Below are 16,180 nucleotides of genomic sequence, written 5' to 3' on the forward strand. Positions count from 1 at the left end.
ATTTGCCGGTTAAAACCAAGATCGGCAAAAATCAGCGCTTATTCAGACCTTCCATAGATATAATTTATAGCGCTGGTTCGGAAATTGATCAACGGGAGTTTGCGGATGCAGCGCGCTATAATCGCCCCGGCCTGAATCCTCTGCAACCGGAAGGCAAGTTATGATCCGACTGAAGATGAGTCCCCTGGTGGAATCCGCCACCCTGCTGCGTCGCGCGGGCGTTGTGCTGGGTTCGGTCGGGTTGACCGCGCTTTACTCCCTGCTGGTTCTGCTGCGAGCCCTGTTTGGCCGCCTTGACCGGCGCATTGTCGACCAGTACACCCGGGAGTGGTCGGCGGCGCTACTGCGCCTGGTGCGGGCGAATCTGACGGTCCGGGGCGCCGTGCCGGATTTTGCCGACGGCCGCCGTTATATCATCATGTGTACCCACGCCAGCCACTATGATATTCCGGCCAGTTTTGTGTCCTTGCCGGGCTCCATCCGGATGCTCGCGAAAAAGGAGCTGTTCGGCATTCCGTTGCTGGGGCAGGCGATGCGGGCGGCGGAGTTTCCTTCAGTGGACCGGGCCAATCGTCACCGGGCCGTACAGGATCTGAAAAAAGCCCGCGAGATGATGGAGAGCGGCATTGTTTTGTGGGCCGCGCCGGAGGGCACCCGGTCGCCGGATGGCCGGTTGTTGCCATTCAAGAAGGGCTGTTTCCACCTGGCTCTGGATACCGAGGCGGTGATCGTGCCGGTTGCCATCCGTGGTATTCACCGGGTGTTGCCGGCGCGAACCTGGCAGATCAATCTTGGCCAGCCGGTGGATGTCCGGGTGGGGCGGCCAATCGATACGGCAGGCAGGGATAAAGAGGCGTTGGCGGAGCTGATGCAGGAAGTCCGCAGCAGCCTCGAGGAACTGCTGGGGAACGGCGAGGCGGAATAGCGTCCGCCCCGCCCTCCGGGTCAGCGCAGTACCGTGGAAACCAGGTAGGCGGTATAGCCGACGTAGCTGGCCAGCAGGATTCCCCCCTCAAGCCGGTTGATGCGGCCTTTCGGGCGGATCAGCCCGTAGCCCATGAGGAACAGCAGGGCAGTCAGGGCGGTCATGACCGACCAGTCCCGGTACAGCACTTCCATGTCCACGGCGAGCGGGTGAATGGTGGCGGCCAGGCCTACCACCGCCAGGGTGTTGAAAATGCCGGAACCGAGGATGTTGCCCAGAATCAGGTCATGCTCATTTTTCTTGACCGAAGCCAGCGCAGCCGCCAGTTCCGGCAGCGAGGTGCCCACGGCCACCACAGTCAGACCGATAATCAGGTCACTGATACCCAGGCTCTGGGCGACCGTCACGGCGCCCCAGACCAGGATCCGCGAGCTGACCAGCAACAGGGCGAGCCCGGCAATCAGCCACAGGATGGCGGTTCTCAGCGGCATCGGGTGCGCCGCCAGTTCCTCTTCGGTTTCCCCGACCAGCACATCATCCTTGCCGCGGATACCCTGGAAAATCGACCAGCCCATCACCACGCCGAACACCGCCAGCAGAATCCAGCCATCCAGGCGCGACAGCTCGCCGTCAATCAGCTGACTGCCGGCAATCAATGACAGTACAAACAGCAACGGCAGTTCTTTGCGCAACACCTGCGAGTGCACGGCAATCGGAGCAATCAGTGCGGTCAGGCCGACGATCAGCGCAATGTTGGTGATGTTCGAGCCGTAGGCATTACCCAGGGCGAGACCGGGGTTGCCATCCGAAGCCGCCATGGCGGATACCGCCAGCTCCGGTGCCGAGGTGCCAAAGCCGATGATGACCATGCCGATGAGCAGGGCGGGCATGCCGAGGTGCTTGGCGGTGGCTGCGGCGCCGTCCACAAACTTGTCCGCACTCCAGACCAGCAGAACCAGTCCGGCGATGATAGCAGTGACTGCCATTAACATAGAAAAACCTCAGTTGATGAACCGGCCGAGCAGGAAAACCCCTGCATAGCCCAGGGTGTAAGCCAGGAAAAGGTGGCCAAGATAACGTGCATAGGTGGCAAACGTCAGCCCCGGAATTTTACTCATGGCAACAATGCCGGCCGCCGAGCCAATGACCAGCAGCGAGCCGCCGACGCCAACTGCGTAGGTCAGCCCCATCCATTCGCCGGGCGACATCTCGATGCCGGCCTTGAGCAGGGCGGCGGTAAGCGGCACGTTGTCAATGATGGCGGAGAAGACGCCCATCAGATAGTTCGCGGCGAGTGGCGGCATGACATCGTAGATGGCCACCAGCGAATGCAGAATGTCGATTTCCTTGAGCATGCCCACCAGCAGCAGGATGCCGAGGAAAAACAGCAGGGTTTCGAACTCGATCACCCGGATATACTCCAGGATCGGGTCCAGGTCGCTGTCGTCACTCATGAAGCGGGAAACCAGGAACATGATCGACAGGCCGAACAAAAACATCAGTACTGGCGGCATGCTGAACAGCGCGTTGGCGGAGATGGTGGCCAGGATGGTGAGCAGGAACAGCGCGCCGATCACAATATCGACCCGGCGCACGTCGTTTTTCTTGGTGGCCAGGGTCACGGTGCCGGTCATGCCGCCGGACAGCAGTACTGCCAGCAGGAAAACGGTAATCGAGGCCGGAATCGCGAGGGTCAGCAGGGTGAGGATTTCCACCTTGTCGGCGAGGAAGATCATCAGGGTGGTGACGTCACCGGTAATCAGTGATACGCCGCCGGAGTTGACCGCGAACACCACCAGGGTGATGAAACGCAAGCGTTTTTTCAGTTCCAGGTCCAGCGACAGGATGAGCGAGCATGAGACTAAAGTGGCGGTGATATTGTCTGCCAAAGACGAGAAAATGAAACAGAACAGACCGGTCAGAAACAACAGTTTGCGCTCGCTTACCTGCCGGGGCATGATCAGATAGACCACATTTTCAATCATACCTTTCTTGTTCAGGTAGGCGACGAACGTCATGGCCGCGACCAGGAACAGCCAGAGTCCGGCTATCTCGGCAATACTTTCCGTCAGCCCAGCCGATATCTTTGCGGTCTCCGCTTCACCGCCACTGAAAAGAAACAGCAGTACCCAGGACAGGGTGCCGAAGAACAGCGTAACCTTGGCCTTGTTGACGTGAGTGACTTCCTCGAAGATCACCCCGAGCAGGGCAAGGATGGCAAGGGCCAGCAGGGTGGATTCCAGGGCGGGCATAATCGGTCCTGATACAGTGGTCGTAGTTCGTAGTTCGTAGGTCGTAAAGAGTGGCTGTAAATAGCCGGGACGCAAACGCGAGGCGGATTTTAGACCTTTGACCCGGCAGGGGCCAGTGGTCGTCGCACCAATAACCCGCGCCAACCAGTGCCGGTTGTTGTCACTGCGGTGTCAGGCAATTGAGAATCGCAATTTATTATCCGGTCAAAAAACGGGATAATCGCGCCAAAATTTCGAACAGGCCCCGCTGCTGATCGTGGCGAGGCGACAGGCTCAAAACTACTTAGGGTGATAACCAATGGCCGCAAGACAGGCAGATGTGGTGCTGGTCGGAGGTGGCGTCATGAGCGCCACCCTCGGCATGATGCTCAGGCAGCTGGATCCTTCCCTGGACATCATCATGGTAGAGCGTCTCGATCACGTTGCCCATGAAAGCACCGACGGATGGAATAATGCGGGGACCGGGCACGCCGGCTACTGCGAACTGAACTACACCCCCGAAACCGACGATGGCGATGTGGCCATCGAGCGGGCCCTGAAGATCAACGCATCGTTCGAAGTTTCCCTGCAGTTCTGGTCTTACCTGGTCGAGCAGGGCATGCTGCCGTCACCGTCTTCCTTTATCAACCGCACACCCCACCAGAGCTTCGTCTGGGGTGACAAGGACGTGGCATTCCTCAAGCGCCGCTTCGAGAATCTGAGTGCCCACCATCTGTTCCGGGAAATGGAATACACCGAATCCCCGGATGAGCTGGCACAGTGGATGCCCCTGGTGGTCAAGCATCGCGATCCGATGCAGAAAGTGGCGGCGACCCGGGTGCGGCATGGCTCCGATGTGGATTTCGGCTCGCTGACCCGCAGCATGGTCAAGTATCTGGAGAGTACGCCCAATTTCGAGCTTATGCTCAACCATCCGGTCCATTACCTGGCCCAACGGGATAACGGACGCTGGAAGGTGCGGGTCCGCGACCAGAAAACCGGTGAGACCAAGAAGCTGGAAGCCGGTTTCGTTTTCCTCGGCGCCGGTGGTGGTGCCCTGCCACTGCTGCAGAAATCCGGTATCGACGAAGCCAAAGGCTACGGCGGCTTCCCGGTCAGCGGCCAGTGGCTGGTCTGCCAGAAGCCGGAAATCGTGAGCCAGCACCACTCCAAGGTCTATGGCAAGGCACCCATCGGTGCGCCCCCGATGTCGGTTCCGCACCTGGACACCCGCATTATCAATGGCGAACCGGCGTTGCTGTTCGGGCCGTTTGCCGGTTTTACCACCCGCTTCCTGAAGCAGGGCTCGGTGTTTGACCTGTTCGGATCGGTCAAGCCCAACAACCTGTGGCCGATGCTGTCGGTGAGCAAGAGCAACATGGACCTGACCCGCTACCTGATCGGCGAAGTGTTCCAGTCCCACAGCGAGCGGGTGGAATCCCTGCGCAATTTCTTCCCTGATGCCCAGGAAAGTGACTGGAAACTGCAGAATGCCGGCCAGCGGGTACAGATCATCAAGAAATCACCCGATGGCGGCGGCAAGCTGGAATTCGGCACCGAAATCGTCGCCGCCCAGGACGGTACCCTGGCTGCTCTGCTGGGCGCCTCACCGGGTGCGTCTACCGCCGCCGATGCGATGATCGATGTGCTCAAACGCTGCTTTGCGGACAAGCTCAATACACCCGAGTGGCAGGAGCGGATGAAGGTCATGGTGCCGTCCTACGGCCAGTCCCTGGTGGAGGATGAGGCGTTGCTGACCGAGGTCCGCCAACGGACCCTGGCGACGCTGAAGCTGGTGGACTAGGCCCCGCCGCTTCCTGGAGCGCAAAAAGCCCCGGCGTGCTGACCCGCACGCCGGGGCTTTTTTGTGGTCGGAGTCACTTCAGAAAAACAGGGTGATTCCCGACGACAATTCGATATTGTGGGTCAGCTGGGACTCCCGGATCAGGTCACTTTTGAACATGTGGTCCCGGAAGTCCACGTGTACCGTCAGCCAGTCCAGCAGGACCACCCGGAAGCCGGTGCCGAAGGTGGTGGTGAAGTTGCTCTCGCCGCCGAATTCGGTGTTGCCAACCCCGCCCACCAGGTAGAACGCCGAGTTGAACGTCAGTGAGTCGCTGAAAAATACCTCGCCGGGGAAGATGTTGTAGCCCACCAGAAAATCGTAATAGGTGTAGTCCCGGTCCGAGTCCGTCAGCAGGCGGACATTGCTGCCACTGAGTTCCTCGAAGGAAGTCAGGCCGGCCTCGGTCATGCCGTAATTGAACTGGATGAAGAAGTCCTCGGTGGCATGGAAGGCCGCGCTGACGCCCATCAGCGGTTCGCTGCTGAAGTTGTCGATGGTCATCATGCCGGCGAAGGCGCCGATTTCGAAGAACTCCGCGTCGATGTCGGCCTCCCGGATGGTCCGGGGCTGGATTTCGGGTGTGATGACCTGCACCGGTGCCGGCTTGTCGGCGGCATCGGTTTCCTGGGCGGCGGTCGGCGTGGCCAGCATCATGCTGCCGGCCAGCGCCAGGGCTGCACTGACGCCAACACTACGGTGGCCCGCTTTCAGAAGAAGGTGTTCAGACCGATTTTCCATTCGCTTAAACCTGTGCTGTCAGAATTGGAGTCCACCGAGTAGACACGGTACTCGGCACGGATCAGGAAATTGCGCCCGATGTAGTAGCTGGCGCCGCCGCCAAAATGAACCGCATCGGCATCACCCAGCTCGCTGAGCAACACCTTCTGGCGGGCATCGAACGAGAAGCGTGATACCCCGGCCACGGCATAGGGCGTCAGGTCCCAGCGATGGAAGGGCTCGAGGATCAGGTTCGCGCTGTAGTAATCGCTGGTCACCGACTGGTTGTAGATCTTGCCGGCTTCGATTTCGGCCCCGGCCCAGGTCAGCGGGCGGAAGCCGAGGGTCAGGCTGAAGCTGGTGGATTTCTCGAACTGTCCGGTGGTGAAGCCTACCCGCCAGCTTGATGTCAGGTATTCGCCATGGCCGACTTCCGGGAGGTCGGCAGGGATGCCGGTTGGCTCCAGGGTGCGACCGAGCTGGGTTGCCTTGGTCCAGCCCTCCTCGCCGGAGGCGGCGCGCACCTTATACCAGTTGGTCTTGCGTTTGAGCAGCTCGACCTGTTCACCCTGCTCGATGACGTGGAACACCGGGTAGCCGCGCCCGGGAGCTGTGTGGAGTTCGATGAACGGATCCACCACCTCCAGCACCGCGCCGTCGCCAGCCGTTCCGGCCTGGGCGCCCAGGCCGGGCAGGAGGAGCATGGCCATCAGCAGGGCGCGGGCATGTCCGCGCTTTCGCCCTGCCGGTGGCCTACTGTGTTCGGGTTTGTCTCTGAGTACCGTCATTGTCCTGCCGTAACCGTTCCGGTCCCTGTGTAAAATAATGTTAAATCATGTAATTAATTGTTTTTGCAGAAAAAAATCACAAGTTGCTGGCGGACTCTGACGATCAAACAGATGTTGGGCAAGGGTCTTGCAGTGATTTCTTGAGGAAAGTCACAGAAACGGCAACCGATACACTTGTGCTACTTGGCAGGCCCGCTCTCTGTGCTAGTTTGTTTAACGTTATTTAACGAATGAAACATCTTCAAAAAGAACGCTGACCTTCCAAGCGAACGGGCCATTCGAAAAGAGCCCGGGAAACGAGTCAGTGACTTCAAAAGTCAGTCCCCGGGTTGTTCATAGTCTGGAGCCAGTGGCCGTTTAACGGTCGGGCAGAGGAGCACGACGGTGACTGTTAGAATTCAGGGAACATGCGGCCGGTCTGGCCTGGCCGGACTGCGGGCAATGTGGCTGGTACTGCTGGCGCTGATGGTAAGCCTGCCGGCAACCGGAGCTACCGCCGTAGAGGGTGATGAGCCTGCCAGTGAGGCTGTTGACGGTGCGGCGAAGCGCAGTGCCGCGGCGGCCACGATTGATCAGATTATTGAGACACCGCTGTCGGTGCGCAAAAGCCGTGAGCAGGCGCAGCGGGCGGTCAACGAACTGTCTCGGGATATTCAGGACCTGAAGCAGTCGGTGGTGGTACTGAACAAGGATCTTCGCGTGCTCGAGGAGGATCTGCTGTTTCCGGCCAACACCCGGCTGAGCGTGTTCCTGTCGCTCAACGTCGGTGAATTCTTCCGCCTCGAAGGGGTCGAGCTGAAGGTGGACGGCGAAACCGTCACCAGTTACCTGTACAGCGACCGTGAGCGGGAAGCCCTCGCCAAGGGCGGCATGCACCGGCTGCACCTGGGTAACCTCAGCGCCGGCGAGCACACCCTGTCTGCGTTCTTTATCGGGGCCGGCCCCAACGGTCGTGAATACAAGCGTGGCAGTACCCTCCGCTTCACCAAGGGCCAGGGGCCCAAGTACGTCGAGTTAAGCGTTGCCGACTCGGAAGCCCGTCAGCAGCCTGAATTCGCCGTGCGGGAGTGGTGAGGTCATGATGCGGAACTTCTTCGCCAGAACCCGCGCCGGCATCACCGGCGCAGCCTTCGGGGTCGCCGTGCTGGCGGCCACGCCGGCGGCTGCGGTGACCGCGGTGCAGGATCTCAAGTACGGCGCCATCCTGTTCGAGTTCTACCAGCAGAATTATTTCGAGGCGCTGGTGGAATATGCCTGGGCAGAGGATCAGGGCGGTATTGTCAATCACGGCACCTATCCGGAACTGCTGAAGGGTGGCGTCAGCCTGTCCTACGGTCTGGATGCCCAGGCTGAAGACATCTTCACCCGGGTGGCGGAAGGTAACGTGTCCGAAGAGGCCCGCAATCGCGCCTGGTTCTACCTGGGCAAGATGCAGTATCTGCGGGGCGATGCAGTCCGGGCAGCCCGCAACCTGGCAAACGTTCGTGGCGCGCTGCCGGAGGACGTGGATGCGGAATACCGTTACCTGGCCGCACTGGTCAACGTGAAGCTGGGTTATTACGAAGCCGGCCAGGCGGTGGCCGACAGCTTCGATGATGACAGCCCGTTCGCACCTTATTTCTACTTCAACCTCGGTATTGCCTTTGGTGGCCAGCAGCAGCCGGACCGCGCCATTGCTGCGCTGGAGCGCGCGGTGTCCTTCGAGGACGAGAACGCGGAACTCCGCCGCCTGGCTGACCGGGCCCGCATGGCGTTGTCCTACCTCTATGCCGGTCGGGAGGATATGGCGAACTCCCGGCTCCAGCTGTCCCGGGTGCGTACCTCCGGTGCCTATTCCAACCGCGGCCTGCTGGGCGCCAGCTGGCTGGCGGTGAACGAGGGTGCTTTCCGTGATGCCCTCGGCCCGCTCGATACCCTGGCGACCCGTTCCATAGCCTTGCCGGAAGTCCAGGAAGCCCTGTTGCTGCGACCCCATGTTTATGAGCAGCTGGGGCTGAATGGTCGTGCCGCCCAGGGCTTTATCGATGCCGACGGCAAGTTCCGTGAAGCGCTGAAATGGCTGGCCACCGCCCGCGATTCTCTGCAGGGTGCGGACATCATGGAGCTGTTTGTCCAGAACCTGGACCAGGTGCTCGGCGAGAGCGACTGGTTCGGTCGCGCGCCGTCGGTGTCGGTCAACCATCTGTCGCCGTTCCTGGTGGAGCTGATGTCGGATCACAGCTTCCAGTCGGTCCTCAAGGACCTGCGGGACCTCTACGCCATCCGCAATAACCTGGAGGGCTGGAAGGCTCGCCAGGACGATTTTGACGTCATCCTGGCGGCGCGTACCGGCAGCCTGGATGGCGAAAGCCACAGCCAGAGTCTGTCCCGCCTGGGTCGCCAGGTCGACGAGGCCCGCCAGCGGCACGCAGCGCTGACCGCCCGGGCGGCACGGCTGTCAGGGGATGACCGGCAGCAGTTGCAGTGGCTGCTCGACGAGCTGGCGTTCGATATCCGTCGTGGTGAAGGCATGCTGGAGAGCCTGCGGGGTAGCGGCCAGTCCCTTGGCAGTGCCCGCTTTGAGGCCGACGTGGTGCGGATGATGGCGGCAGTGGATGACAACGTCGCCCGTACCGATGCCCTGATTGCCCACCTCGAGGATGTCATGCTCACCCTGGTGTCCACCGAGCTGGATATCCATGAGCAGCGCCTCAAGCACTACCAGGTCGAGGCCCAGCTTGCCAAGGTGCGGATCCTTGACCGTTCCCTGCTGGAGCTGGATGGCTCTGAGGTTAACCCCGACGCTAACTCTGAATTTAACCCCGAAGCCGCCCCCGCGAAGGCGCCGGCGGCAGAAGCCGTAACTTCGGCTAACCACGGCGATGACGCCGCGAAAGGAGAGGGTGACCATGCGATATAGTGTCGTCATGCTGGCCCTGGTGATCGGGGGCTGTGGCACCTTTGACGGTGGCAAGACCATCGGGCGCCTGCAGGAACGCAACCAGGAGCTGACCGATATTCCGCTGCCGCGGGTGATGCATGCAGACGTGCGGGAAGAATACCGCGAGCTGCTGAAGACCATCGAGGACCGCAAGCTCCAGGAGCAGATTGAGCGCCGGATTGCCAGTGTTTATATGCTGGAAGGTGACTACAACCAGTTGCGAGGCGTACTGCCCGGTGCCAACGGCTATTTCCCGGATGCCATTACCGCCTACCACGACCTGCTGGAGAAGTACCCGGCTTCTGCCGAGAACGCCGAGGCCATGTACCAGCTGTCGAAGGCCTACGATCTGGATGGCCGCGACCAGGAAGCCAAGGCCATTCTGGAGCGCTTCATCGAAGATCACCCCGAGTCCGGTCGCCTCGCCGAGGTCTATTTCCGCAAGGGTGATATCCACTTCCGTCACGAGGAGTACGAAGAGGCCGAGCAGGCGTACCGCTCGGTGGTTCGTATTGGCAAGGAATCCACCTTCCTCAACAACTCCTGGTACCTGCTGGGCTGGTCCCAGTACAAGCTGGCGGATTACGACAACAGCCTGATGTCCTTCTCCCAGGTGCTTGACCGGCTGGTGCCGGAGGACGGCAAGGTGGAGAAGCTCGACAACGTCAACCGCTCCCTGGTCGATGACACCATGCGCATCATGAGTGTCGGCCTGGCCTACGCCGGCGGTGCCAGCAAGATTGACAGCATGTTTGCCAACCGGCCGGAGAGTGCCAAATACACCTGGATCCTCTACTCCAGCCTGGGCAAGCATTACCTGGAAAAGGAACGCTACGAGGATTCCGCGTCGTCGTTCCGCGCGTTCGTGGTGCAGAACCCGGACTCCGACCGGGCACCGGAAATGCACGCCGAGATGATCCGTGCCTATGTCGACGGCGAGTTCTCCCAGCAGGTACTGCCGGAGAAGGAAAGCTACGTCCGCAACTACGGCGTGGCGTCCGAGTTCTGGCGCACCAAGCCGGCGGACATCAAGGCCAAGGTCATCCCCAACCTCAAGGTCTACATCGACGAGCTGGCCCGCCATTACCACGCCACCGGCCAGCGGCTGAAGCGTGAACTCGCCGAGGGAACGGTGAAAGCCGCGGCCCAGGTGGCGATGGCCAGCGAACAACGCACCAGCTTCCTAAAGGCGGCCGGGTTCTACGGTGAGTTCGAACAGACCTTCCCGGACGATCCGAAAGTGCCGGAAATGGTCTACATGCGTGCGGAAGCGGCGTTTGACGGTGGCGATTACCCCGCCGCCATCGCCGGCTACGAACGCAGTGCCTATGAGTTCCGTCACCCGAAGTACGGTCCTGATGCCGGTTATGCCGCCATCATCGCCTACCAGAAAGAAGTCGAGCGGATGATTGCCGCCGGCGGTGACGGCAGCGCCGAACTGGTGGCCTGGCGCAGCAAGGGGGTCGACAGCCAGCTGCGGTTTGTCCAGGAATACCGTGACGACGAACGCTCCGGCGCCGTGCTGGCCAAGACGTCCGAAGAGCTGTTCGCCCTTGGCCGTTACGAGAAGGCCCTGGAAGTGGCGACCGGTATCGTCAGCCGCGACGGCAAGGTGGATCCGGAGCTGAACCGCACCGCCTGGGGCGTGATTGCCCACAGCCAGTACGAACTGGGCGATTTTGCGGCCGCCGAAGAAGGCTACCGCAACCAGCTCCGTTACGTTGCTGCTGGCAGCAAGGAGCATAAGGACGTGACCGAGCGGATGGCTGTCACCATTTACAAACAGGGCGAGCAGGCGCTGGCGGCCAAGGACCTCAAGGGTGCGGTGGACCAGTTCCTGCGCATCAAGGCGGTGGCACCGGCAACCGATGTGCGGGTAATTGCCCAGTTTGATGCGGCAACCCATCTGATGACCCTGGAGGACTGGGACCGTGCGCTCACTGAAATGAACGAGCTGCGCCGGTTGTTCCCCAACCACAAGCTGGCGGCCGACCTGTCCCAGAAGATTGCCTGGGCCTACGAGCAGGACGAACAGTGGCTGCGGGCTGCCCGCGAGTATGAGGACATCTACCGCAGCCACGGCAAGGCCGAGGTGCGCCGCGACGCCCTGTTCCTGTCTGCGGAGCTGTATGAGAAGGCCGGTGAGGACCAGCAGGCTCTGGAGTACTTCAAGAAGTGGGCCTTCGACTACGAAGAACCCTACGACACCCGCATGGAAGCCCGTTACCACGTCGCCTACCTGTACAAGCAGATGGACGATCTCAACCGGCATCTGTACTGGCTGCGCCGGGTGATCGATGGCCACAACAAGGCACCGTCCAACTGGCAGAGCGACCGTTCTGCCTGGCTGGCGGCCTGGGCCAACAATGAATACGGCGACTACTGGCGCATCGAATTTGACCGGGTGAAGCTCCGTCATCCGCTGAACGCCAGTATTCCGCGCAAGAACGAAAAGCTGAAGAACGCCCTCGATCGGTACCAGCAGGCGGCCGAATACCAGGTGCTCGACCAGACCACCCGGGCGTCATTCAATATTGCCGACCTTTATGGCCAGTTCGCGCGGGAGCTGATGGATGCGCCGCGCCCTGCCGGCCTGAGTTCGCTCGAGGCCATGCAATACGAACTGATTCTGGAGGAGCAGGCCATCCCGTTCGAGGAGCTGGCCATCGAGGTTCACCAGGCCAACATCGAGCGCTCCTGGAGTGGCATGTTCAACAGCTGGATCGGGAAGAGCTTTGCCGCCATGGCCAAGCTCAACCCGGCCCGATTTGATAAACAGGAAGTACAGGTGGCTTATGGCGATGGTATCCGTTAATTCCGTGCGCACCGCCGGAGTGCTGGCGGTTCTGCTGGTATCCGGTTGCGCAACTCTGATGCCGCAGGGCACAGGCGAGACTGGCCAGACGACACAGACGCGCCCGGCAGAGCCGGCAGTGGTGGCCGCGGTTGTTCCCGTTACCGATACCTCGGCCACCCTGCCCGTGCAGGAATATTCGGCGGACGGCAAGAAGGTCGCCTATGTGGCAGCGCCGAATCCCTACCTGGCGGCGCCTTCCGAGGTGCCGCCGGCAGCCGTGGCGGCATTCCGCACAGCCAGCCAGTTGATGGCCGATGAAAAGTACCGGGATGCCCGCAAGGCGTTCTGGGCGATGACCAATGACTATCCGACCTTGTCCGGTCCCTGGGTCAAGCTGGGCGAAATCGCCGACCTGCGGGAAGACCCGGAGCGGGCCGAGAAGGCATTCCGCAAGGCCCTCGAAATCAATCCCGAGAACGTCAATGCCTATATGGCGCTGGCGCTCCACCAGCGTCGCAAAGGGGATTTTGCCGGCGCCCGGGAAACCTACCTGACAGCCCTGGGGCTGTGGAAGGATTTCCCCGGCGCTCACCTTAATCTGGCGATTCTCTATGACCTATACCTGAACCAGCCGGAACAGGCACAGCCCCATTACGAAGCCTACGACTTCCTGACCGGAGGCAACGACCCGAAGGTTGGCAACTGGCTGATTGAAGTGCGTCGCCGCACCGGGATTGAAACCAGTTTTATCGATAACCCACCCCCCGCACCGGAACCTGAACTGGCACCGGAGCAACCGGCGGCAGAGCAACCGGCGGCCGAAGAACCCGTAGCGGCAGAAGCCGGCACCAACAGCGGGCCCGCAGAGCAAGGCTAGGAGAACACCATGCGAACACACAGCATGCGACCGGCTTCCCCCCTGGTCGCGGTCACGGCTCTTTTGTCCCTGATGTTTGTCGGGGAGGCATTCGGCCAGGACAAGATCGACCTCGAAAGCACCTTTGTGGGGGATAAGGAGCAGCCGTCGGTGAGCTATTTCATTCCCTGGAAGCCACCCGAAGGCCCGGAAAAACTCTACCGTTCCATCACCTCGGTATCCGGCAAGGTGTTTGAGGTGGTCGACCGGGATGTGCATTCAAGAACCATGCAGTTTTATGACGAACTTTCTCTGGAACAGCCCTCCGGGCCAACCAGATAAACGCCCAGGCAATACGAAAACTGACGTAACCAGCAAATAACCAACCAGACAAGCAGCTAGCTGTGGAGTGATAACCATGAACCTGTACTCGACAATTGTTTCTTTCTTCCAGGAAGGCGGTGCCTTTATGTTCCCGATCGCCCTGGTCCTGATGGTGGGCCTGGCCATTGCGGTTGAACGCTGGCTGTTCCTCAAACGGGCCTACAGCGCCAACAAGGCCGCCTACAGCACACTGCTGCCGCTGGTTAACAGCAGCAAGTTCGACGAAGCAGAAAAGGTCGCGGAAAACAACGGTTCTGCAATTGGCCGGCTGATTGCGGTGGGTCTCGATACCATGCGCTCTTCGCCCCGTCGTGACGATATCCATGCCGCCATGCAGGAAGGTGTGATGGAAAGCATTCCCCGGCTTTCCAAGCGCACCAACTACCTGTCCATCCTGGCCAACGTGTCCACCCTGCTGGGACTGCTCGGTACCATCATCGGTCTGATCGCGGCGTTTACCGCGGTTGCCAACGCCGACCCGGCTGACAAGGCCACCCTGCTGTCCCAGTCGATCTCCGTAGCCATGAACACCACCGCCTTCGGTCTGATTGCGGCGATTCCGCTGCTGCTGATCCACTCCCTGCTGCAGAACAAGACGCTGGAAATTGTCGAGAGTATCGAAATGGCCGGTGTGAAGTTCCTCAACTCCATCGTGCGCAGCAACCGTGGCTCCGTGGCCACCCGCGAGTCAGACGCCTGATCAACAGTGGTGCAAAACTATGTTTGCAAAACGAAGAGAGCCTGAAGAGTCCGACATCGATATCACTGCGTTCATGAACCTGATGATCGTGTTGGTGCCGGTGCTGCTGATGAGCATGGTGTTCAACCATATTTCCATCCTGGAGCTCAATCTGCCGGACCTTACCGGTGCCCAGACCGCCAGCGCGGAAGAAAACCGCCAGCTGGAAGTGGTGGTGCGGGAGTCGGGGATCGAAGTCTATTACCCCAGTGGCCGGCTGGTAAAAGCCATCGACAACATCAAGTCAGAGGATGGCAGTGAAGACCGCCACGATTTCCAGACCCTGTCCAAAGTGCTGCAGGAAATCAAGCGCCAGCTGGCGGCCAAGAACATTGCCAAGCGCGATGCGCTGCTGCTGTCCGAGGCGGGCGTCACCTACCAGTCCCTGGTGAGCACCATGGATACGCTGCGGGCAGCCAAGACGGTGGTGGTGGCCGAGGCAGTGGATGTTGAGCTGTTCCCGGAGATTTCCCTGGGTGATGCACCCAAGAAGAAGGGGGCCAAATCATGAGCGGGAAAATTACCTCGTTCGGCCTGCAGACCAGCCGCCATCAGTTCATGAAGCCGGCCAAGCTGAACCTGGTGTCGCTGATGGACATCTTCACCATCCTGGTGTTCTTCCTGCTGCTGAACTCCGGCACTAACGAAATCCTGCGGGTCAACGACATTACCCTGCCGGATTCCACTGCCCAGGAACAGCCCAGGGAAACCACGGTGGTGATGATTACCGATGAAGAAATCCTGGTGGATGGCCGGCCGGTGGCGGCGATGGTGGATGTGGTCAACAGCAACGGCCTGATCGACGGGCTGATGGCGGAGCTGAAGTTCCAGGCCTCCAAGCGCACCGAGTTGACCGAAGAAGAGAAGCAACTCGGTCGCCAGGTGACCATCCTCGGTGACCAGGAAATTCCATACGAGATCCTCAAGCGGGTCATGCTGACCTGCGCGAAAGCGAACTATCGCGATCTCTCCATGGCCGTTTCACGGGTTTCCGGAAGCAGCGGCGCCTAAGCCCGGGGGATATCGATGACGACACTGACAACTACACCCTATGAGTTTGCCATGCCGTGGGAGGCCAGTGGTGAAGAGGACAGTCGCTTCAAGCGCATCCTCAAGCGCCTGTTGCTGCTGTTCCTCCTGCTGGCCCTGGTGTTTCCGTGGCTGCCGCTGCCGGAGATCGACCGGGAGGAGAAGGAGCGGATTCCGCCCAGTCTCGCCAAGGTGCTGATCGAGCAGCGCACGGTGGCCCCGCCACCGCCGCCGCCCCCCGAGCCGGTGGCCCAGGAAAAGACCGAGCAGCCCAAGCCGGAAGCCACCCCCAAGCCGGCTCCGAAGAAGGAAGTGCAGGCGGCGCGGGAGAAGGTTTCCAAGATGGGCGTCGCGGCGTTCTCCAATGAGCTGTCCTCGCTGCGCAGCTCACTGGACGTAGCGAAGCTGCAGGCCCGTAACACCAACGTCACCACCGGCGCCGCGGCCAAGGCCGCCCGCAATGTGCTGGGTGCCACCTCGGCCACCAAGACCAGTGGTGGGGTGAACAGCTCGGTGATGAACAGCACCGGAACCGGCACCCAGCTGGCCAGCCATTCGGCTACTGCGGTGGACAGCCCGATCGGTGGCGGCACCGGAGGTGTCGGTGGCGGCGGCAGTGGCAGCGGTGGTGGGAAGAAGGGCTCCACCGTGGACGGCGGCCGCGACATGGAGTCCATCCGCCGGGTGTTCGAGCAGCACAAGGGCGCGATCTACGCCTTGTATAACCGGGCCCTGCGGAGCGATCCCAGCCTGAAAGGCAAGTTTGTGTTCCACATCGTGATCCAGCCGGACGGCAGTATCTCCAGCATCAAGCTGGTGGACAGCCAGCTGGGTGACCAGATGCTGGAAATGAAACTGCTGGCACGGATTCAGATGATCTCCTTCGGACCGGAGGACGTCGCTGCCACACCGGTGAATTACAAGTTTGATTTCATGCCTGGCTGACAG

At 60.8% G+C, this 16,180-nt stretch carries 15 protein-coding genes; 11 read left to right on the top strand and 4 right to left on the bottom strand.

All coding sequences use genetic code 11. From position 1 onward, the window contains the following. The first annotated feature begins 160 nt into the window (after positions 1 to 160). Complete coding sequence (locus CLH61_RS05535; RefSeq protein ID WP_099613728.1) at positions 161 to 925, top strand: lysophospholipid acyltransferase family protein; 765 nt, start codon at positions 161 to 163, stop codon at positions 923 to 925. A 20-nt stretch (positions 926 to 945) separates the two neighbouring features. Here CLH61_RS05535 and CLH61_RS05540 read toward each other — a convergent pair whose 3' ends face one another. Together CLH61_RS05540 and nhaD are read right to left on the bottom strand one after the other, a co-directional pair. Beyond that, positions 946 to 1,917, bottom strand: a complete 972-nt coding sequence (locus CLH61_RS05540; RefSeq protein WP_211289074.1) for a calcium/sodium antiporter — start codon at positions 1,915 to 1,917, stop codon at positions 946 to 948. Between the two features lie 9 nt (positions 1,918 to 1,926). After that, positions 1,927 to 3,177, bottom strand: a complete 1,251-nt coding sequence (gene nhaD, locus CLH61_RS05545) for a sodium:proton antiporter NhaD (RefSeq protein WP_099613729.1) — start codon at positions 3,175 to 3,177, stop codon at positions 1,927 to 1,929. 298 nt (positions 3,178 to 3,475) lie between these two features. Here nhaD and mqo point away from each other — a divergent pair, with 298 nt between their 5' ends. Further along, a complete protein-coding gene (gene mqo, locus CLH61_RS05550; RefSeq protein WP_099613730.1) occupies positions 3,476 to 4,960 on the top strand; it encodes a malate dehydrogenase (quinone) in 1,485 nt (494 codons plus the stop codon). A 78-nt stretch (positions 4,961 to 5,038) separates the two neighbouring features. On the opposite strand, the gene CLH61_RS05555 is transcribed toward mqo, so the two are convergent. Continuing rightward, positions 5,039 to 5,740 (bottom strand): outer membrane beta-barrel domain-containing protein, encoded by a 702-nt coding sequence (locus CLH61_RS05555; protein ID WP_099613731.1) that lies wholly within the window; start codon positions 5,738 to 5,740, stop codon positions 5,039 to 5,041. Next, positions 5,710 to 6,507: an SH3 domain-containing protein gene (locus CLH61_RS05560; protein WP_099613732.1), complete on the bottom strand. Its 798-nt coding sequence runs from the start codon at positions 6,505 to 6,507 to the stop codon at positions 5,710 to 5,712. The genes CLH61_RS05555 and CLH61_RS05560 overlap by 31 nt, the downstream gene beginning before the upstream one ends. A 441-nt stretch (positions 6,508 to 6,948) precedes the next feature. On the opposite strand from CLH61_RS05560, the gene CLH61_RS05565 reads away from it, so the two are divergent. The 9 genes from CLH61_RS05565 to CLH61_RS05605 all read left to right on the top strand — a co-directional run bounded on the left by CLH61_RS05565 (position 6,949) and on the right by CLH61_RS05605 (position 16,177). Next, entirely contained in the window at positions 6,949 to 7,581 is a 633-nt protein-coding gene (locus tag CLH61_RS05565) for an AraC family transcriptional regulator (protein WP_228152547.1), read from the top strand. Positions 7,582 to 7,585: 4 nt separating this feature from the next. Continuing rightward, positions 7,586 to 9,406 (top strand): tetratricopeptide repeat protein, encoded by a 1,821-nt coding sequence (locus CLH61_RS05570; protein WP_099613733.1) that lies wholly within the window; start codon positions 7,586 to 7,588, stop codon positions 9,404 to 9,406. After that, entirely contained in the window at positions 9,396 to 12,242 is a 2,847-nt protein-coding gene (locus CLH61_RS05575; protein WP_170003612.1) for a tetratricopeptide repeat protein, read from the top strand. The genes CLH61_RS05570 and CLH61_RS05575 overlap by 11 nt, the downstream gene beginning before the upstream one ends. Further along, a complete protein-coding gene (locus CLH61_RS05580; RefSeq protein WP_099613735.1) occupies positions 12,223 to 13,101 on the top strand; it encodes a tetratricopeptide repeat protein in 879 nt (292 codons plus the stop codon). Before CLH61_RS05575 ends, CLH61_RS05580 begins: the two co-directional genes overlap by 20 nt. Before the next feature lie 9 nt (positions 13,102 to 13,110). Next, positions 13,111 to 13,422, top strand: coding sequence for a hypothetical protein (locus CLH61_RS05585; protein WP_211289075.1), 312 nt, complete (start codon positions 13,111 to 13,113; stop codon positions 13,420 to 13,422). A gap of 76 nt (positions 13,423 to 13,498) precedes the next feature. Beyond that, positions 13,499 to 14,164: a MotA/TolQ/ExbB proton channel family protein gene (locus CLH61_RS05590; RefSeq protein ID WP_099613737.1), complete on the top strand. Its 666-nt coding sequence runs from the start codon at positions 13,499 to 13,501 to the stop codon at positions 14,162 to 14,164. A 19-nt stretch (positions 14,165 to 14,183) separates the two neighbouring features. Continuing rightward, positions 14,184 to 14,714 carry an ExbD/TolR family protein gene (locus tag CLH61_RS05595; RefSeq protein WP_099613738.1) on the top strand — a complete coding sequence of 177 codons (531 nt, stop codon included), beginning with the start codon at positions 14,184 to 14,186 and terminating at the stop codon, positions 14,712 to 14,714. Continuing rightward, positions 14,711 to 15,214: an ExbD/TolR family protein gene (locus CLH61_RS05600; RefSeq protein ID WP_099613739.1), complete on the top strand. Its 504-nt coding sequence runs from the start codon at positions 14,711 to 14,713 to the stop codon at positions 15,212 to 15,214. The genes CLH61_RS05595 and CLH61_RS05600 overlap by 4 nt, the downstream gene beginning before the upstream one ends. Before the next feature lie 15 nt (positions 15,215 to 15,229). Beyond that, entirely contained in the window at positions 15,230 to 16,177 is a 948-nt protein-coding gene (locus CLH61_RS05605; protein WP_099613740.1) for an AgmX/PglI C-terminal domain-containing protein, read from the top strand. Positions 16,178 to 16,180: the final 3 nt, after the last annotated feature.

The sequence above is a fragment of the Marinobacter profundi genome, assembly GCF_002744715.1.
In the GTDB taxonomy this organism is placed as follows: domain Bacteria; phylum Pseudomonadota; class Gammaproteobacteria; order Pseudomonadales; family Oleiphilaceae; genus Marinobacter; species Marinobacter profundi.